At 59.9% G+C, this 21,320-nt stretch carries 5 protein-coding genes (1 of these 5 cut by a window edge); 4 read left to right on the top strand and 1 reads right to left on the bottom strand.

The genetic code is table 11. From position 1 onward, the window contains the following. Nucleotides 1–30: 30 nt before the first annotated feature. Nucleotides 31–2,937: a TonB-dependent receptor gene (locus QMG46_RS16420; protein ID WP_281848922.1), complete on the bottom strand. Its 2,907-nt coding sequence runs from the start codon at nucleotides 2,935–2,937 to the stop codon at nucleotides 31–33. Between the two features lie 254 nt (nucleotides 2,938–3,191). On the opposite strand from QMG46_RS16420, the gene QMG46_RS16415 reads away from it, so the two are divergent. The 4 genes from QMG46_RS16415 to QMG46_RS16400 all read left to right on the top strand — a co-directional run. Further along, nucleotides 3,192–3,947, top strand: coding sequence for a 4'-phosphopantetheinyl transferase family protein (locus tag QMG46_RS16415; protein WP_281848921.1), 756 nt, complete (start codon nucleotides 3,192–3,194; stop codon nucleotides 3,945–3,947). A gap of 675 nt (nucleotides 3,948–4,622) precedes the next feature. Then, nucleotides 4,623–4,835, top strand: a complete 213-nt coding sequence (locus QMG46_RS16410) for an MbtH family protein (protein WP_281848920.1) — start codon at nucleotides 4,623–4,625, stop codon at nucleotides 4,833–4,835. 83 nt (nucleotides 4,836–4,918) lie between these two features. Next, on the top strand, nucleotides 4,919–8,494 hold the full coding sequence (gene fabD / locus QMG46_RS16405) for an ACP S-malonyltransferase (RefSeq protein ID WP_281848919.1): 3,576 nt from the start codon (nucleotides 4,919–4,921) through the stop codon (nucleotides 8,492–8,494). A gap of 238 nt (nucleotides 8,495–8,732) precedes the next feature. Next, on the top strand, nucleotides 8,733–21,320 hold the 5' portion of the coding sequence (locus QMG46_RS16400; RefSeq protein ID WP_281848917.1) for a non-ribosomal peptide synthase/polyketide synthase. It continues 27,321 nt past the right edge of the window; only the first 12,588 of its 39,909 coding nucleotides appear in the window; it begins with the start codon at nucleotides 8,733–8,735; its stop codon lies off the right edge, out of view.

Here is a 21,320-nt window from a genome sequence, read left to right as displayed (position 1 = left end):
TTAAGGCTTCGTTTTACACGTGCGACACCATCAGAGCTTGTAGTTGACGCCGAACATCACCGTACGGCCATAGGTGTCGTATTCGAGCGGGCGGGTAATACTCACCCCGTTCGGCAACGCCGATATCTGCACCGTCTTCATCGGCGAATTGGTCAGGTTGTTGACCTGCAACAGAATCGACAGCCCGCTCCAGCGCCCTTGGTCGAAGGCGTATCCGAGCTGAAAGTCGGTCTGCTTGTCGGCCAGTATCTTGGTATAGCCAAGCTGATCGAACAGCGCGACCGCCTCGCCGGTAAACGACGAGCGATAACGTTCGGCAATGCGCACCGACCAGCCGTACTTTTCGTAGTACAAGGCGAGGTTGGCGACCTTGCGCGACAGGCCGGGCAGGGTGGACGGGCTTCCGGGAATGGTCGATACCGCGCTGACCGGGAGCGTTGTATTGGTCAGCGAGAAATTCGCCTGCACGCCAAAGCCATCCAGCGCATGCGTGATGAGGGCGCCTTCGAGCGCGCCCGATAACTCCAGTCCCTGCATCTTGCCGCCGGAGCTGTTCTCCGGCCGCGTGAACGAGCCGATATTGCTCGATGGCTTCAACGTCGGGTTGTCGTTGATGTAGTTCGAGAAGTCGTAATCGAGTGTGGTCAGGTTATAGATGTAGTTCAACAGATTCTTGTTGAACACGGCCGCAGCCACGTAGCTGGATGTGCCGAAATATTTTTCCCAGGACAGATCCGCGCCCACGGCGATATAGGGCTTGAGCTTGGGATTGCCGCCCGAGCCGGACCACAGCGCTTGTCCCGCACCCGGGCCGTCGGTGATGACGGCGACGCTGGCCGACGTGGCGACTTTCTCGTCGTCAATGCGGCCACGCGCCATGGTCTTGGCCAGGCCGAAGCGCAGATATTGCTTATCGGCGATTTCCGCGACCAGGTTGAGGCTGGGCAATACCTTGGTATAGCTAGTCCCGCCGGAAATGCGGCCCACGAGCGCGTCGCCGTTGGTCTGCAAGGCATCGGACGACTGATCGGTATGGACTACCTGTACGCCCATATTGCCGCGCAGCGGTATGCCATCCATGTTGGTGTCGATATTGAGCTTGAAGTAGGCCACGGGGACCTTCTCTTCGACCGTATAGTTGCGACTCCAGTCGGACTGACCATTGCGCTGGGTAAGGTAGTACTGGTGGGACAGTGCGCCGAGCACGTCGTAATTGACGATACCGGGAATGCCGCCATAGCTCAGGTCGGTATGGCCGCTAAGGAACGACGGATCGATCGGCAGGGCAAAGCCGGGCTGGTAGGCGCTATCGGTGGAGCCGTTGCCGTTCAACCATGCAAAGTAGACATCGGCCTGCTTGGTCTTCTGTCGATCGGAGTAGTTCAGGCCGAGATTGAAGTCGCTGAAAATCCATCCCGCCGGATGGCTCACTTCCAATCGAATCGCCTTGATCGTGTCCTTCTGCCGATCGAATTCTTCGCGACCGTCGTAGCCATAGTCGTTCGGGTCGGTGAGAAAGACCGTCGCCGGATCACCGAAATTCACGCCTGGCTGAAAGTTGGGAAAGCCCTGATCGAGCGGCGTGGCGAAATCGGTGGAACTGGTCGCCTGACCGGGCAGGCCGGCAAACAGATACGCATCGTGCAGGCGCCGCTTGGCGCTTGAATACGAGAGGTCCGAGGTGGTCACCCAGCCATTGCCGAAGTCGTACTGGTTATTCCAGCCGGCGGAAAACAGCTTGTCCTTTTCCTTGGTGTACTCGTTCTGCAGGACCGCTTTCAGTCCGTCGATATGCCCGGTAGTGACGATCGGATAGGGCTGCGCCGGCATGGCGCCCACGTTCGAATAAGAAACGTTGTCATAGGGACTGCTCGACCACTGCGCACCGTTCAAGTACGTTTTCTGATTGAACGTGGAGTAGTACAGATCCAGCGTCGAGTGATAGTGCTCGTTCGGTGCCCATTCGATCACCGTCATCAGGCCGTTGCGCAATTGGTTCTCAGACTTGGCGCGCAGCTGTGCGCCCTCCTGAGAAAGCACGTTGTCCGGCAGGCCTGGCGTATGCGCCGCACCCCAATTGCCCTCGGCACCTTGCGGCCCGTTATTCAGACTCCACCACCATGCCTGGTACTGTTTCTCCTGCACCGGCGAATCGAGCTGTGCGAAACCTACCGCAATACCCAAGGTGTGATTGAAGAACTGGTCGATGTACGAAAAGCTGGCGCGGTGTCCGGTGTCGCCAACATTCGAGCCGTGATTGAGACTCCCGTTGGACGCATTCTCGCCACGCAGGTTGGCTGCCAGCGTGCGTTGCGGCAGGTCGAGCGGACGGATCGTGTGCAGGTCGACGGTGCCGGAAAGGCCCTGGCCGATCAGGCTCGCGTCGGGCGTCTTGTACACGGCAGCACCGCTGATCAGTTCGGACGGATACTGATCGAAGTCGACGCCGCGGTTTTCGCCGATGGTCGCCTGCTCACGCCCGTTCAAGGTGGTGCCGGTGAAATCCGGCGACAGGCCGCGAATCGAAATCTGGTTGGCTCGTCCATCCACACGCTGGGTCGCAAGTCCGGAAAGCCTTGCCAGGCTCTCGGCGATGCTGCTGTCGGGCAACTTGCCGATGTCTTCGGCAGATATCGCCTCGATGATATTGTCGGAGTTCTGTTTCGCTTTCAGTGCATTTTGTATGGATGCCTGGATACCGGTCACGGTGATTGTGTCCAGGTTGCTGACCGAATCCGGATTGGTCGGGCGTTTGTCCTTGGTAGAGGTCGCTGGCGGTGCTGTCGATGCAGGCTTCGAATTGTCCTGGGGTTGGTCCTGCGCATAGACCGCGCCGGCACCCCAGAAGAACATGGACATCGTGGCGCATGCGGCAGCCAACGGACGTAAACGGAAAGCAGGCGCAAGCGTAGACAGCGCCGAATGGCGACGGCTCATCAATTTTTCCCCAGGGCGGTTAAAGGACCAGCAAGTCCCCACAAACTTGCGGCGCGAGAATGGGGGAGCGAAATCTTGCTGTCATCCTGCGGCGCAGCAGATTTGGCGCGGACGTTCAGCTAAAACAGCGAAATATGTGACGGAATTATCGGATTCACTGCATTGATTCGCATGCATGGATGGCCCATATTGCGTGCTCGGCGCGCTATCCATTCAGGTCGACCCGTGGCCTCCATCCTCGTTTCGACCACTCAATGAAGCTCGTAGCCCCTCCAGGCAGTACTCCGGTGATTGACGGCCATTCGGCCGCCTTGCATGACATGCGCCGTGTCTCGGTAAGTACGCCTGCGGGTGTTCAACTGAACGTTTATCTAGGCGGCTTCGATATAGAGAAGTTTTCGACGACAGCCTTCGCCGCCGCTGGCATTGCTTGTCCACCGGGTGTGGCGCGCAGCGTTCACAAGCGTCAAGCGGAGTTCTATTTCGGCCGATGGGCGGCGCGCCAGGCCCTCGATGCATTGGGCATTTCAGCCTTCGAGGTTGGTATCGGTGCGTCACGCCAGCCGATGTGGCCAGTCGATGTCATAGGCAGCATTTCGCACACGCACGCCTACGCGGCAGCCGTGGCCTTACGCCATGGCGAATGCTCGGGGGTGGGTATCGACCTTGAGCATATCGCCGGCCCCGATGCTTCCGCTGCGCTATCGGCAACGACGGTTGACGCCATCGAGCGTCGATACCTGGAAACGCTTACCCACTTATTGCCCACTAGCGCCCTGCTTACCGCTGTATTTTCCGCAAAGGAAAGTCTGTTCAAAGCGGCATTCAACGCGGTGGGGCGATATTTCGATTTCAGTGCCGCGTCCGTATTTCTGGTCGATCTGCGGCAGGGAGTTATTCGGCTGCGCCTGACAGAGACTCTATGCGACGCTTTCGTTTGTGGACAGGTTTGTGAGATCGGCTTTTGTTTTATCGAGCCTGATGTCGTGCTCACATATTTTGCTTGGTAAACGGGTTCGAAGATCCCCCGTCTATTCGGCACGTGGGATTTTCGCAAGTTTCGCGAAACAAAGTGTCATTGGAAAAAGTGAAGCACTGCTCATTACGCCAGCCGAGTCCGTGACAGATTTAAGGATTGGCCTAATAAGCAAGATCTTGCGTCTTAACGCAAGATCATACTTATTGACAAACAGGCTCGTATTATTCGAAGTATGCGAACGGCGAGAACGGGGATTCGCCGTGGCATGGAATGAATTCCGTGTGCGTTCGGTAAGTGATTCGAAGCGATTGAATTTATGTGTGCCAGGGTCATACCCAGGCTTGCGCAGCTGGTTCCGTCGATCGATGCAACGCGCAAGGTAAATAGCTGGATCATTGCGTTTCGAGGCAATGAGCGGGGCCGGGTCGGGAACTCAGGGCGAGGGTACATGGAGAACACAGGTATCGATGCGTTGGCGGCTTTCGGGCAGCCGCGCCGGGTGGGTGGCTGCGCGAGCAGCTGCGCCGTTCCCGATTGCGCCATCTTGATAGCGGGCGCTTTTACAACGCCCGTGGCACGGTGCCGCCGTCTCTTTCCAGGGACGAGCCTTGCGAGGCGCGATACAAATCACCCTTCAAGATGAATAACCGGGCAGCCGATCGGTAGCGGCGCCGATGTCCCTCTTTGTCTTTGCATAGGAGCATGCATGTCCAGCAGTTTGAGCCAGTCGGAGGAGATGTATGAAGTGGTTGTCAATCAAGAGGAACAGTATTCCATCTGGCCTTTGAACAAGGCCGTGCCCAGCGGGTGGACGAAGGTAGGCAAGCAAGGCTCAAAAGAGAGCTGCCTGGCATTTATCAGCGAGGTCTGGACGGATATGCGACCGCTCTCGCTACGCAAACAGATGCAGGCCGATTAGCCAGCTTCGCAAGCGCCGAACTGAAATAAAACAACGTCATCCTTTCTGGGCGGTGACCTGCCAGATAAGCATGGCCGGCTCATTTGTGCGCGATTTTCGAGATCACCCGTCCTATTGCGTACGTTCCAGGAGGCTGTTTGTACGGTCTGCCCCATATCCCTCATTCCCTCACTCGCCCCGGCTTTAACGGGCTGCGTGAGTTTGAGGTCGAGTCACGCTCGGCAATATGTGCACGTAATGTGAAAAACGTATTTCTTTTTTCGGGACAGGGTTCACAGCATTTCCAGATGGGCCGGGAATTGTTTGAGCTTGACGATTGCTTTCGCGCCGCGATCGAGCATTCGGACCGAGTGGTGCGAAAGCGCTGCGGTGAATCCGTACTAGCCGTGCTGTTTGCGGAAAAGAGCACTCGAGACATTCCTTTCGACCGTCTTTTGCACAGCCATGCCGCCATATTCATGGTCGAACATGCACTGGCAACTTCGCTGATCGATCGCGGCATCCGGCCTGACATAGTGGTGGGCGCGAGCCTGGGGACGTTTGCCGCCGCGGCCGTGGCCGGTTGCCTGGATCCTGACGCTGCGCTGCTGGCCGCGGTCGAGCAGGCACTCGCGCTGGAAAACCACTGCGAGCCGGGTTGCATGATCGCAGTAGTGGGCGAGCCGACACGCTACCTAACCCCCGAGCTGCTCGCGCTATGTGAACTCGGAGCAAGCCATTTCGCCACCCATACGGTGCTCTCGTTACCCCAGCCGAACGTCGCCGCAGTCGAAGCTCATCTTCGCCGGCAAGGCATGGCGTTTCAGCGTCTGCCGATCGACTTTGCCTTCCATTCGCGCTGGATCGACGCGGGCAGGCAGCCGTACCAGACCTTTCTTCAAACGCTTCGACCGCGGCAGGGCGATATTCCCATCGCTTGTTGTGCCAGCGGCAAGCTGTTGCACTCGATGCCGGGCGAGCATTTCTGGTCGGTCGTGCGCGATCCGATCCTCTTTCAGCAAACCATTGGCTTGATCGAGTCGAGCGGAAGCTGCCGCTATATCGATGTCGGTCCAAGCGGAACGATGGCGACCTTTCTGAAGTATGGGCTATCGGCCGACTCGCCCTCCCAGACCTATCAGCTCATGTCGCCGTTGGGTGGCGACATGGATCGGTTGCTTGAGTTGACGACGCTGCACCGAACGACAACGCCAGGAATAAAGCAAACCGAAACACCGGTAGCACCAGGACAGCAGGGCAACCATGCAAGCAGTGAGCGCAACGTGGAGTCACGCACAATGAAGGCAATTATCTTTCCCGGCCAGGGCTCCCAGTTCAAAGGAATGGGCAAGGATCTCTTCCCACTCTTCCCCGAGCTGGTCAAGGAGGCCTCCGACATTCTCGGTTATTCGCTCGAGGAACTCTGCCTGGCAGACAGTCAGGGGCGGCTCTCGCAGACCCAATACACTCAGCCGGCACTGTTCGCCGTCAATGCGTTGCACTATCTCCACCAGCGCGATCTGCATACTGCGACCGAAACCCGTTGGCAGCCTGATTTCCTCGCGGGCCACAGCCTGGGCGAGTACAACGCATTGCTCGCGGCCGGCGTGTTCTCCTTCGAGACGGGACTGCGCCTGGTAAAAAAGCGGGGTGAACTGATGGGTGCCGCCACTGGCGGCGGCATGGCGGCGGTACTCGGGATATCGGCCAGCGAGATAAAGGCAATCCTCGACGAGCACAAACTCGGCCAGATCGACGTTGCCAACTTCAACACGCCAACACAAACGGTCATTGCCGGTGAGAAAGACGTGCTCGCCGTGGCGGCCGACTTGTTTGCGCAGAGAAACCTGCGCTGCGTGATGCTGAACGTCAGCGCGGCTTTTCACTCCCGTCATATGCAATCGGCGCAGCGTGAGTTTGCCCAGTTCCTGAAGCAGTTCACCTTTGCCGCGCCGGCTATCACGGTGATCGCCAATGCTACCGCTCGCCCGTACGACCGCGCCCGAATCGCCGAGACCTTGGCCAGCCAGATCGCGGCGCCGGTCCAATGGGTGGATTCGATTCGCTATGTGATGGGTCGCGGCGAGGTCGAGTTCCAGGAGATAGGTGCAAGCGTACTTTCGAAAATGGTGCTGGAGATAAAGGCCAAGGAGACGGCGATCGTCGACGATGCTCCGGTGGACGGGCGTTGGAGCGATTCGGAAACGGATGAGGCGATATCCGACGAATCCATACCGGTGACGAACGTGGGCCAGCGCGAAGCGAGCGTGGCCGAAGCGGTTCGCGACATAGGCCGGGTCACCGGCCATGGCGTGCCGCTTCGGATCGAGGCGACGTCACTTGGTAGTGAAGTGTTTCGCCGCCGCTTTGGCCTGAAGTACGCATACATGGCCGGTGCCATGTATCGCGGCGTGGCTTCCGCCGAACTGGTCATCAAGATGGCGAAGGCAGGCCTGCTGAGTTTCTTCGGGGCGGGCGGGCTTTCACCGAGCAAGATCGAGACGAACATCGTCCGTATTCAAGGCGAGTTGAGTGCGGGTCAACCGTATGGCATGAACTTGCTGGCGAACTACGAGTATCCGGCGCACGAAGAGGCTGTAGTCGACCTCTACCTCAAGTATGGGATTCGGAACATCGAAGCGGCCGCCTTCATGCAAATGACGCCGGCCTTGATCAAGTTTCGGTTGCAGGGACTGCGTACCGATGCACACGGCGATGTCGTTTGCGACCATCGTATCGTGGCGAAAGTGTCGCGGCCGGAGGTGGCCAAGGCGTTCATGAGTCCGCCGCCAATCGCGATCGTGGAGAAGTTGCTGGAGCGGCAGCTGATCACGCCGCTGCAGGCCGAACTGTCGCAAAAGATCCCGGTCAGCCACGACATATGCGTGGAGGCCGACTCTGGTGGCCATACGGACGGTGGCATAGCGGCGGTGATGCTGCCGCCCATGCTGCAGCTTCGTGACGACATGCAGCGGACTCACGCTTATCTGGAGCCGATATGCATGGGGTTGGCGGGCGGCATCGGCGGACCGGAGGCGGCTGCGGCGGCGTTGTTGCTGGGCGCCGATTTCGTCGCCACCGGTTCGATCAACCAATGCACCGTGGAAGCGGGCATGAGCGCGGATGGAAAATCCATGCTGCAGGAAATGGATATCCAGGACACCGAATATGCACCGGCAGGCGACATGTTTGAAATCGGCGCCCAGGTGCAGGTCATGAAGAAGTCCGTGTTCTTTCCGGCACGCGCGAACAAGCTGCTGTCGCTGTATCGCCATTACGACAGCCTGGACGACATTCCCGCCCGTACCCGAAAGCAGCTGGAAAGCACGTTCTTCAAGAAAACCTTTGAAGAGATCTGGCACGAGACCGCGAACTATTTCAGGTCGGTAAGCCTGGAGCATGAAGTTGCCAAGGCGGAAGCTAATGCGAAGCACAAGATGGCGTTGGTATTTCGCTGGTACTTCGCTTACTGCACGCGTATCGCCATGGAAGGTAAAGGGGATGATCGCGTGAATTATCAGATTCAGACCGGGCCGGCGCTGGGCTCGTTCAACCGGTGGGTGAAAGGCACGGAGTTGGAGCCGTGGACCCAACGGCATGTAGACCATATCGCCGTGAAGATCATGGAAGCGACCGCGGAACACCTGACGCGGTCATTTGCTCGTTTTTTCAGTAACTGAAGATCGTCTCGAACCACTTCAACGCTGCAATCTTTGTAGGAGCGGCTTCAGCCGCTACCGGCCGTTACGCACACGCGGGCCGCGGTTAAAGCCGCTCTTACAAGAACAGGGCGATTTTTCAAGGTTTCCTGAAGAGCTCACAGGTGCGAGCGGGCGACGGCTCGGAGCGAAAAAGTTTGGCTTCCGCAAGATCGATACAAGCAATGTCCGAAGAACACATCACAGGATAGGCACGATCATGAACGACCGTCAGACTCCGCCTCAGGAAATCCCGTCGCAGGCCGTTGGTGAGGAGGGCGGCGATCCCCGCGTCGATCGAGGCGATATCGCCATCGTTGGCATGGCCTGCCGTTTTCCGGGTGCGGACAATTACGCGGCATTCTGGGAAAACTTGTGCAACGGCCTGTCCAGCATCAGCGAGGTGCCGGAAAACCGCTGGGACAAGGACGCGTTCTATTCGGCCGACGGGCGCGATACGAACAAGTCGGTCAGCAAGTGGGGCGGCTTTGTCGACGGCGTGGAGTATTTCGACGCGGACTTCTTCGGCATCTCGGCGCGCGAAGCCCAGGTGATGGATCCGCAACAGCGGATCATGTTGGAGCAGGCATGGGCGTGCATGGAAGATGCGGGCTACGATCCCAAGGTACTTAGCGGCACGAATACTGGCGTCTATATCGGCGTATTCAACTTCGACTACGAAGACCACCTGAGGCACGCCCTCGATGCCATCGAAGGCCATGTTTCCACAGGCACGCACACCGCACTCATTCCCAACCGCATCTCGTACTTCTTTAATTTGCACGGCCCGAGCCTGCCGATCGATACCGCGTGCTCCAGTTCGTTGGTCGCGCTGCACAAGGCAGCCCACGCCATCCGTCGTGGCGAATGCGACCAGGCGCTGGTCGGTGGCGTGAGCGTGCTGTGCAGTCCCACGCATTTCATTTCATTCTCCAAGACCGGCATGCTGTCGCCGGACGGCAGCTGCAAGACCTTCGACGAGCGCGCTAATGGCTATGTGCGCGGCGAAGGCGCGGCGATGGTGCTGATCAAGCCGCTCGCCACGGCGATCCGCGACAAGGATCGGATCGTCGCGGTGCTACGCGGCACCGCGGTCAATCACGGTGGCCGTGCCCGCACGGTGACCTATCCCGGTTCGCTGGCACAGTCGAACGTGATTGCCGCGGCCTTGCGTGAGGCCGATGTGCCCGTGAGCAGTATCGGTTACGTCGAGGCGCACGGTACCGGCACGCCCAAGGGCGACCCGATCGAAGTGGAGGGGTTGAAGCTGGCCTTCGCTCGCGTCGCGGCCGATCGCGGCGAAGTCTTGAACGAACAGGCCTGCGGTATCGCCAGCGTCAAGACCAATATCGGGCATCTCGAATCGGTGGCCGGCCTGGCCGGCATGATCAAGACGATCCTGTGCATGAAGCATCAGGCGTTTCCGCCGCTGGTGCATTATCAGAAACTCAATCCGCGTATCGCGCTGGACGACAGCCCGTTCTTCATTGTCGACAAGGCGCAACCGTGGCCGGCCAAGGTCGACGACCGCGGCGTAGCCCTGCCGCGCCGTGCCGGTATCAGTTCGTTCGGTTTCGGTGGCGTGAACTCGCACGTGGTGATCGAGGAGTATGTCGAGCCCGTCGAGGCCACCCCAAGCGAAGCGGCACCCGAGTCGGTTCTGGTGGTGTTGTCCGCCAAGACGATGGCAGTGTTGCGCGAACGGGTGCAGCAGTTGCTTGTGGCCATCGCCTCGCCGGAGATGCGTGATGCCAGCTTGGCTGATCTCGCCTATACGCTTCAGGTGGGGCGGCAGGCGATGGCGGCGCGCCTCGCCCTGGTGGTCGATTCGTTCGAGGCGTTGCAGGCGCAGCTGGAAGACTGGCTGACGGGGCAGGCGCAAGGTGTCTTCGTCGGCGAGCTGTCGGCGGAGAAGCTCGCTCAAACCGAACCCGTGACACTGATCGATGGAAATCTGCACGCCATCGCGCAGGCGTGGGTCGACGGGCAGGCGATCGATGGAGCGAGTCTGCACGAGGTGGGCAAGCATCGCCGGCTGGCGTTGCCAACCTATCCGTTTATCAGGGAAAAGCACTGGGTCGAGGCCAAGCCCTGGTTGTCAGCGTCGGCACCGGCTGCAATACATCCGCTGGTGCATCGCAATACCTCGACGATGGCGGGCTTGCGCTTTAGCAGCCGCTTTACCGGCAAGGAAAGCTTTCTCGCCGATCACGTGGTGCAAGGTGTGCCTACGCTGCCGGGCGCTGCGCAACTGGAGATGCTACGTGTCGTGGCAGCCCATGCGATTGCCGCCAACGGCCAGCTTCGCCTGAAAGACATCGTGTGGCTTCGACCGGTCGTCGTTGGCTCCGAGCCGCTCGATCTGCACCTCGCCCTGTTTCCGGAAGCAAACAACGCGTACAGCTTCGAGCTCTACGACGAGAGCCACGTCTACAGTGAGGGCTCGGCGGCTTTTCTGCCTGATACGACCGCATCGACGCTCGATCTCGTCGAGATACGTTCGCAATGCACGCAATCGCTGGACGCGCCGGCATGTTATGCGGCGTTCGACCATATGGGTTTGAACTATGGGCCTGCGCATCGTGGCCTGAGCGAACTTTTCATCGGGCAAGGTCAGGCACTGGCGCGCATTACGCTACCTGACGTGGTCAAGCCGATGCAGGAGGGCTACGTCCTTCACCCCAGCATGATCGATGCGGCGTTGCAGGCAACGATCGCCTTTCAGGCGTATGACGCTGGCCGTTGGGGCGAAGCGTCGTCGATGCTGCCGTTTGCATTGGGCACGCTTGACATCATGGGCCCCTGCGCCGAGAGCATGTGCGTGGTGATACGTCGTAGCGGCGGCACTACCGCTGACGATGCGTTGCAGAAGTTCGATATCTACCTGTGCACTGACGCAGGCGTGGTTCGCGCGCGCATAGGTGATTTCTGTGCGCGCACAGCCGCGCATCAGGAGTCTGAAGAAGCCATACGAACAGCCTTGCTGCGACTTGATTGGACGAGTCAGTCGGTGACTGCATCGGAAACGCTACGCTATGAGAAACACGTCGTGCTGCTGTGCGGCGACTCGGAGGCTATCCGCGAAGGTTCACTCGCCCTGCAGTCCGGCTTGCCGGAGACCACGTGCATTGCCATCGATACGGGCGTTGAGCTCGCGCGGTGCTACGCATCGGCCGCTGCTACGTTGCTTGAGCAGATTCAGTTATTGAGCAAGCTGCCTGGGCAGCACCTGATCCAGGTCGTCGTTCCAAGCCTGGGCCAAGCACAGGTCATGGCGGGGCTTGGCGGTATGCTGCGTACGGCGCGGCTGGAAAATCCTCGCGTCATTGGCCAGGTAATCCATGTCGAAGCGGGCCAGGATGTGGTGAAGGCGCTGCGAGATAATCGCAACGACCCATCGGCCCAGGTGCGTTACGTCGATGGTCGGCGCGAAGTAGCCGGCTGGGTCGAACATCAGCCATCGCCCGATATCACGTTGGCCTGGAAGGATCGTGGGATTTACCTGATCACCGGTGGTGCCGGTGGCTTGGGCTTGATCTTCGCGCACGACGTTGCGCGCCAGGCCAAGGGCGCAACACTGATTCTGACGGGGCGCTCTCCGCTGACGGCGGCCGTGCAAACCCGGCTCGGCGAACTCGAGACGTTGGGAGTAATCGCACAGTATCGCCAGCTCGACGTGGGCGATCGTGATGCCGTGGCGCAGTTGGTGCGCGATGTCGCTCAAACTTTCGGCGGTCTGAACGGCATCATCCATGGCGCGGGTATCTTGCGCGACAGTTTCATCATTAAGAAGAGTGCAGAAGAGTTGCACGAGGTTCTGCATGCCAAGGTGCCTGGCACGCTTTACCTCGATGAAGCCAGCCGGGAACTGGCACTGGATTGGTTTGTTTGCTTCTCGTCCACATCGGGGGCGTTGGGCAATGTAGGGCAGGCCGACTATGCGGCGGCCAATGCGTTCATGGACGCGTTTGCACACCATCGCGCGGAACTGGCAAAGCAGGGACAGCGTAGCGGGCATAGCTTGTCGGTGAACTGGCCGCTATGGGAAGAAGGCGGCATGCAGGTCGATGCTGCGACGCGCCTGAGTATGACGCAGCAGACCGGATTGATTCCGCTGCGCAGCGCCAGTGGGTGTACAGCGCTGGCCCAAGCCTTGTCGAGCGGTCTGCCACAAGTGCTGATCGCCGAGGGCGCGATAAGTCGATTCAAGTCCAGCTTGTCTGCGATGCCGAGAGCCGCCCGAACTGTGGCTGACCAGGGCAATTCGCCATCGAGTGCGGCGACGGACGAGCTGCAGGAAAAGGCCATACGCTATTTCGTCCGACTACTGGCTGGCACGCTCAAGCGCCCGGTGCACAGTATCGATGCACGTGCCCAAATGGAGGCCTACGGCATCGACTCCATTCTCGTGATGGACTTGACCCGAACCCTGGAACAAATATTCGGACCGCTTTCCAAGACGCTGCTGTTCGAATATCAGACCATTGCGGCGCTGGCCGGTCATTTCGTGGACAACCATCGCACGCGCTTGGGCGAGGTGCTGGGCGAAACACTGAGCGATGCGTCGGATGCGGAGCCATTGCGCGAACCGGATGCTCCGGGCGCAGCTACTGAGCGCCGCCCGCGCTTTGGCGTGGGGCGACCGAGTTTTCCGGCAGCGGGGAGACAGCTCGACGATGGGGCAGCCGTTGCGAGCAGGGACGTCGGCGAAATCGCCATCATCGGTGTGGCGGGGCGTTATCCGCAAGCTGCCAATCTCGAACAGTTCTGGGCCAACCTGAGCCAGGGCAGGGACAGCATTACCGAGATTCCCGTCGAGCGTTGGGATCATGGGCTCTACTACGACGCGGACCGCAGCAAGACCGGCAAGACGTACAGCAAGTGGGGTGGTTTTATCGACGGCGTCGATCTGTTCGATCCACTGTTCTTCAATATCTCGCCGCGCGAAGCGGAGCTGATGGATCCGCAGGAACGGCTGTTCCTGGAATGCGTGCATGCCACGCTGGAGGATGCCGGCTACACCCGTGAAAACGTGGCCGAAGACAGCAGCGTCGGCGTGTTTGTGGGCGTGATGTACGAGGAATACCAGCTTTACGGAGCGCAGGAGCAGGCCAGGGGGAACAACCTTGCCATGCTCAATAGTGCTGCATCCGTAGCGAATCGCATTTCGTACTTCTGCAATTTCAATGGCCCCAGCCTGGCGCTGGACACCATGTGCTCGTCGTCGCTGACGGCGATCCATCTGGCGTGCCGGAGTCTGCAACGTGGCGATTGCTCCGTAGCGGTCGCCGGTGGCGTGAATGTGTCGGTGCATCCGAACAAGTACCTGATGCTGGCCCAGGGCAAGTTCATTTCGGGTAAGGGGCGCTGCGAGAGTTTCGGCGAAGGTGGCGAAGGCTATGTGCCCGGCGAAGGCGTGGGTGCGGTCTTGCTCAAGCCGCTGTCGCAGGCGATAGACGATGGCGACCATATTTACGGGGTGATCAAGGCCACCGCGATCAATCATGGCGGCAAGACCAACGGTTACACGGTCCCAAACCCCAATGCACAGGCCAAGGTGATCGAGCGTGCGTTGCGTGAGGGTGGCGTGGATGCGCGCTCGATCAGCTACATCGAAGCGCATGGCACCGGCACCAGCCTGGGCGATCCGATCGAGATCGCCGGATTGTCCAAGGCGTTTCGAGGCTGGACGCAGGACAAGCAGTTTTGCGCGATTGGTTCGGCCAAGTCGAATATCGGCCATTGCGAGAGCGCGGCCGGTATTGCCGGCGTTACCAAGGTGCTGTTGCAGCTCAAGCACGGCCAATTGGCGCCGAGCCTGCATTCGAGCGTGCTCAATCCGAACATCGACTTTACCGGTACCCCCTTTGTGGTGCAGCAGGAGCTCGCGCCCTGGCCGAGGGCGACACCAAAAAGTGCACGCATCGCTGGCATCTCCTCGTTCGGTGCAGGCGGCGCCAATGCGCATGTCGTTATCGAAGAGTATGCCGCTCCCGCCGTGTCGCGTGAGGTAAGCGGACCGGTCTTGGTCGTGCTGTCGGCACGTCATGAAGATCGACTGCGCGAACAGGCGCAGCAGCTACTGGACGCGATCGCCTCGGACGCGACCATCGACCTGGGTGACCTTGCCTACACATTGCAGGTTGGACGCGAGGCCATGGAGGAGCGGCTAGGCCTGGTGGTTGGTTCTTTGCCCGAACTGCGCGCGAAACTGAGTGCCTATGTCGCGGGTGAGACGACCATCGACGATCTCTATCGTGGCCAGGTCAAGCGCAACAAAGAGACCCTGGCTGCCCTGGCCGGCGACGACGATATGGAAACCATCGTCGAGACATGGATGGCCAAGGGCAAGTTCGGCAAACTGCTCGACCTGTGGGTCAAGGGCCTGACGTTCGACTGGCAGCACCTCTATGGGGCAAACAGGCCACGCAGGATCAGTTTGCCGACCTATCCCTTTGCACGTGAGCGCTACTGGATACCGGCGAGCCCGGTAAAGTCGGCGGGTTCGCCTGGTGCCCTTATTCTTTTGCACCCGTTGGTGCATCGGAACACGTCCGATGTGGCAGGTCTACGCTTCAGCACCAGCCTGAGCGGCGATGAGTTCTTTTTAACCGATCATGTGGTGCAAGGCGCTCGCGTGCTCCCGGGCGTAGCGCAACTGGAAATGGCGCGCTATGCAGTTGGCCAGGCGATCGGCGAAGGCCATCATCTTCAATTGAAGAACATTGCCTGGATTCGGCCCGTAACTGTTGGGGCCGACGGGGTCGATTTGCATATCGCTCTGAATCCACAAGACGACGGTGAGATCGACTTCGAGATATACCGCGAATCCGAAGACAGCCAGATCGCGGTCTATAGCCAGGGCAAGGTGACGGCTGTTGCCGATCATGTGCCTGCTGCGCCCCTGCACGATCTCGCCAGCTTGCGCCAACAGCACACGGCGGACCATCTGGACTCAGCGCAATGTTATGCCTTGTTCGAACAGATGGGCCTGCACTATGGCCCAGCGTTCCAGGGCTTGAACGAGCTGTTTATTGGGACCGAACAGGTACTCGCACGTATCACTCTGCCCGCCACAGTGTCCACAAGTGACTACGTGCTGCATCCCAGTTTGCTGGATGCGGCCTTGCAGGCAACGTTGGGCTTACAGATGAGCACACCGTTCGATCTGAACAAGATCGCGCCGATGTTGCCCTTTGCCCTGGGCGAGTTGGAGGTGCTGGCGCCATATACGAACACCATGTGGGCGGTGGTGAGGCACAGTGCCGGCAGCAAACCCGGCGATGCAGTGCAACGACTCGATATCGATTTATGCGATGAGCGTGGTGTGGCATGCATCCGGCTCAGGCAATTCAGTCTGAGGGCAATAACGGCAGAGTCAGCAGTAAGCGCTGCACCGATTCAGACGTTGCAGCTGTCCCCGACATGGACGCCTGCGGTCGTCGAGCATACAGGTGGTACCCGCTACGAGCAGCATGTCGTGCTGACTTGCGGTGTAGATCTGCTTGGCCTGGATCTCTATTTACCGGACGCCATCCACCTGACGCCTGGAGGCGGTGAGGCTGTTGCCCGGCGCTTTGAATCGGCCGCGAGGATGTTGCTGGAACAGATCCAGTCGCTCAACGGACAGCCCGGCAAGCATCTGATCCAGGTCGTCGTGCCCGGGTATGGCGAAGGTCAGCTTATGGCCGGACTGAGCGGGATGTTGCGTACGGCGCAACTGGAAAATCCGCGCATCATCGGTCAGGTGATCCGCGTTCAGGCCGATCAGAACGTGGCGCAGGCGTTGCTTGAAAATCGCGATGCCGGTTCGCTGCACCTGCGTTACGTCGGTGGCGAACGCCAGGTCGCCGGCTGGGCCGAGCAGGCGGAGGTGAGTGCTGCGGGCTCACCTTGGAAGGCTCAGGGTGTCTATCTGATCACCGGCGGCGCCGGTGGCCTGGGACTGATCTTTGCGCGCGAGATAGCGCGCCAGGCCAGGAACGCGGTGCTGATTCTTACCGGCCGCTCGCCGTTGAACGAAGGCATTCAGACGCATATCCGTGAACTGGAAACGCTCGGGGCGGTCGTGCGCTATCACACCGTCGACGTCAGCGATGCGACGGCACTCACTCAGCTGGTGCGGGGCATTCCGGAGGAGTTCGAAAGCCTGGACGGCATCATCCATAGCGCCGGCGTGGTGCGCGACAGCTTTATCGCGAAAAAGACGCCACAGCAATTGCATGAGGTGCTGAGCGCGAAGGTGGCCGGCACGTTGAATCTGGACGAAGCCAGTCGCGACATGGCACTGGACTGCTTTATCTGCTTCTCATCGATTGCCGGTGCGGTGGGCAATGTGGGGCAGGCGGACTATGCGGCAGCGAATGCCTTTATGGACGCCTTCGCACATTACCGTAGCGAACGGGTCGCCCAGGGCCAGCGTCATGGGCGCACGCTGTCGGTGAACTGGCCGTTGTGGGATGAGGGCGGCATGCAGGTGGATGCGGCCACACGCGCGATGCTGGTGCAGCAGTTGGGGATGCACGCGTTGGCCAGCGACAATGGTGTGCTGGCGTTACGGCAGGCGATGGCAAGCGGGCAGAGCCAGCGGGTAGTGATTGCCGGCGACGCGGCGCGTATCCGGCAAACGATGTTGGGCAAGTCAAAGCCAGCCGCCGCCGCGCCGAGGAGAGCTTTCGACGAAGAAGCAACGACAACAGGTCAGAGCGATCGCTCGTTGCAACAGCAGCTAAGGCGCGAATTGATAGGGATGGTATCGGCCCTGATCAAGGTGAAACCGGAAGACATCGACGGCGATACCGCCTTGAGCGAATACGGTTTCGATTCGATCACGTTGACCGAGTTCGGTAATGCCATAAACCATCAGTACAAGCTTGAACTCGCTCCAACCATCTTCTTCGAATTTCCGACGCTGGATGGTCTGACGGGCTATCTGGCCAGCGAGCATCGGGCGGTGCTCGTTCCGCGATTTGCCACGCAGAGTGACGCAGTCAAGGTTGTTGAAGCGGCGCCCGCCGTGACGCCGCCGGCATTCGATCGTATCCGGCAACGTGCACGCGGACGTTTCAGCGCCGCGGTGGCACATCGTGAGCCGGTGACCAGTGAGCCGGTCGCGATTATCGGCATGAGCGGGCAGTTCCCGCAGGCACGGGATATCGATGCCTTCTGGCGCAACCTGCTCGAAGGTAGGGATTGCATCAGCGACATCCCGAACGATCGCTGGGATTGGCGTACTTGGTACGGCGATCCCGCCCAGGAGGACAACAAGACCAATATCACACAAGGCGGCTTCATCGACGGCGTGGGCGACTTCGACCCGATGTTCTTCGGCATTTCACCGAAGGAAGCGGAGTTGATGGACCCGCAACAGCGCCTGATGATGATCCATATCTGGAAGGCGCTGGAAGACGCCGGCTACGCCGGGTCGACGCTATCGGGTAGCGATACGGCGATCTACGTCGGCACGATGCCGACCGGTTATAGCCATTTGATCAGTCGTGCTCAGATGGCCATCGAAGGGTATTCCTCGACCGGTGCCGTGGCCTCGGTAGGCCCCAACCGGATGAGTTATTTTCTCGATTTCCACGGCCCCAGCGAGCCTGTAGAAACAGCCTGCTCGAGTTCCTTGATCGCATTGCGGCGAGCCATACTCGCCATCGAACGAGGCGATTGCGGCATGGCCATTGCCGGCGGCGTGAACACCATCGTCAACCCGGATCTGCATGTCAGCTTCAACAAGGCGGGCATGCTGAGCGAAGATGGACGCTGCAAGACCTTCTCCAGCGAAGCCAACGGTTACGTGCGCGGCGAAGGCGTCGCGATGCTGGTGTTGAAGAAACTCTCCCACGCCGAGCGCGACGGCGATCATATCTACGGCCTGATACGCGGTACCGCAGAGAATCATGGCGGACGCGCCAATTCGTTGACCGCACCCAATCCGAAAGCGCAGGCCGCAGTCATTCGGCATGCCTATCAGCAGGCCGGCATCGATCCGCGGACCGTCACGTATATCGAAGCCCACGGTACCGGTACGCCATTGGGCGATCCGGTGGAAATCAACGGCCTGAAGGCGGCGTTCAAGGAGCTCTACGCGGCCACGGGGCCGGATGAGGTCGTGGCGCCCCATTGCGGCCTGGGTTCGGTCAAAACCAATATCGGTCATCTGGAGCTGGCTGCGGGCGTGGCGGGCGTCATCAAGGTGCTGTTGCAGATGAAGCACCGGACGCTGGTAAAGAGCCTGCACAGCGATACGCTCAATCCGTATATCGATCTGAAGGGCAGCCCCTTTTATGTGGTGCAGTCGGCGCGCGAATGGGCGGCGGCGCGCGATGCCCACGGGCAACCCCTGCCACGTCGTGCCGGCGTGAGCTCATTCGGCTTTGGTGGCGTGAATGCGCACGTCGTGCTGGAGGAATATGTTCCGTCGGCGGCGGCACCCTCAGCGACCACCGGGCCGGTCGCGGTGGTGCTGTCGGCGCGCAACGAAGAACGCTTGCATGAACAGGTGCGGCAACTGCTGAGTGTAGTGTCGGCCCCGCAAGCGGCGTCGGAGATGGCATTGGCCGATCTGGCCTATACGTTGCAAATCGGCCGTGAGGCCATGGAAGAGCGTCTGGGTTTCGTCGCCGACTCGATCGATGTGTTACGCGACAAGCTGACGCGTTGTCTCGCAAATAGTGATGCGCCCGATATCTATCGTGGTCAGGTCAAGCGCCGCAGGGACGCAACGGCTGCATTCGCGGACGATGACGAGATGGCCCATACCATCCAGAGTTGGCTCGAGAAGGGCGCGCTGGACAAGCTGCTCGACGCGTGGGTAAAGGGGCACACGTTCGATTGGCGCCGCCTTTATGCCAACCAGACGCTGCGCCGAATCAGTTTGCCGACCTATCCGTTTGCCAGGGAACGCTATTGGGTACCGGACGTGGACAGTCCATCGCGTGCCACGGCGTTACACCCATTGCTTCAGCGCAATTCATCGAATCTGTCCGGGCCACGCTTCAGTACGCGTTTTGATGGAGGCGAGTTTTTCCTTGCCGATCATGTGGTGCTGGATAACCGTGTGTTGCCGGGCGTCGCTCAGCTGGAAATGGCTCGTGCCGCGGTAAATGAAGTAATCGACGATGCCGGTAAGCTGCATCTGAAGGACATTGTATGGACACGTCCGGTCGTCGTCGACGGCGATGGCGTGGAGTTGCATGTCTCGCTATTCCCGGAAGAGAACGGCGATGTCGGCTATCAAATCCATACAAGAGCCGAGGATGGTGAGATCGTTCACGGTCACGGCGTAGTGACGGAAACCATCGACGACGACACTCCGGCGACGCACGATCTGGCGGAACTCCGTGAACAATGCACGCAGGCGACATGGAGTGCCGAGCAGTGCTACGCAGCGTTCAATGCGCTCGGATTGCGTTATGGGAGTGGATTCCAGGGTTTGAGCGAGCTGTTCGTCGGCGAGCGGCTGGCATTGGCGCGCATCATCTTGCCGCTCTCGTTGCAGGCGACGAAAGATCGCTATGTGCTGCATCCGAGCCTGCTCGATGCCGCGCTGCAAGCATCGATCGGTTTACAAATGGGCGTGTCTGCGGGCGACGTGAAGTTGATGTTGCCCTTCACACTGAATGCGCTGGATGTGCTCGCGCCCTGCGCGAGCCACATGTGGGCGGTTGTTCGCCCCAGCCATGGCCGCGCAAGCAGTGATGCGGTGCGCACGGCCGATATCGACCTGTGCGATGACAACGGCATGGTGTGCCTGCGATTCAAGGGCCTTGGCCTGAAGTCTCCCGCCGCGCCGCCGAATGGTGGTGTGGCCCATGACGCGGATTCCGAGGAATCGGCTGGCCGGGTTGATTCGATGCATCAGCGTGTGTCGCTATCGCAGGCGGATGAGCAAGCGACGGTGGCGAGCCGTGATTCGGACGGTATTGAAGAAAGGGCCACTCGTTATTTCGTGCGTCTGTTGTCGGCGACGCTGAAGCTGCCTGCGCATCGGATCGATCCGCTGGCGCAAATGGAAAGTTTCGGTATCGACTCCCTGCTGGTGCTGGATCTCACGCGTACGCTGGAAAAGCAGTTCGGCCCGCTGCCTAAGACATTGTTCTTCGAGTATCAGACGATTGCTGCGCTGAGCGGCTACTTTCTCCAGCATCACCGCGCTGCCATGTTGACCGTGCTGGGAGAGAAGCGTGCTGTCGCCGCGGCTGTGTCGGTGCCTTCCGTCACTAGGATCGACAAGTCCGTTACCCCGGGGAACAGCCGTCGCTCGGGTTACGAGGCGCGCAATCAACGCAAGGGAGATGCGGGCTCTGCCATCGGCGAGATCGCCATCATTGGTGTCGCAGGCCGATACCCGCAGGCGGCCAATCTTGAACAGTTCTGGGTCAACCTGAGCGAGGGCAAGGACAGTATCACCGAGATTCCCGCCGAGCGCTGGGATCACACGCTGTACTACGATCAGGACCGCACCAGGCCGGGCAAGACGTACGGCAAATGGGGCGGCTTTATCGACGGCGTCGACCTGTTCGATCCGCTGTTCTTCAATATCTCGCCACGCGAAGCGGAGCTGATGGATCCGCAGGAACGACTGTTCCTGGAGTGCGTGCACGCCACGCTGGAGGACGCCGGCTACACCCGCGATAACGTAGCCGAAGAGGGCAGCGTCGGCGTGTTCGTCGGTGTGATGTATGAGGAATACCAGCTTTACGGCGCCCAGGAGCAGGCCAGAGGGCATGCGCTAGCCGTACCGGGCCATCCGGCATCGATCGCCAATCGCGTGTCGTACTTCTGCAATTTCAATGGCCCAAGC

The sequence above is a fragment of the Dyella sp. GSA-30 genome (assembly GCF_027924605.1).
In the GTDB taxonomy this organism is placed as follows: Bacteria; Pseudomonadota; Gammaproteobacteria; order Xanthomonadales; family Rhodanobacteraceae; genus GSA-30.
This window is presented reverse-complemented; position numbering and strand designations above follow the sequence as displayed.

Coding starts and splice junctions, on each gene's coding strand:
- QMG46_RS16420 (WP_281848922.1), bottom strand. CDS start 2,937: ATGAGCCGTCGCCATTCGGCGCTGTCTACGCTTGCGCCTGCTTTCCGT.
- QMG46_RS16415 (WP_281848921.1), top strand. CDS start 3,192: ATGAAGCTCGTAGCCCCTCCAGGCAGTACTCCGGTGATTGACGGCCAT.
- QMG46_RS16410 (WP_281848920.1), top strand. CDS start 4,623: ATGTCCAGCAGTTTGAGCCAGTCGGAGGAGATGTATGAAGTGGTTGTC.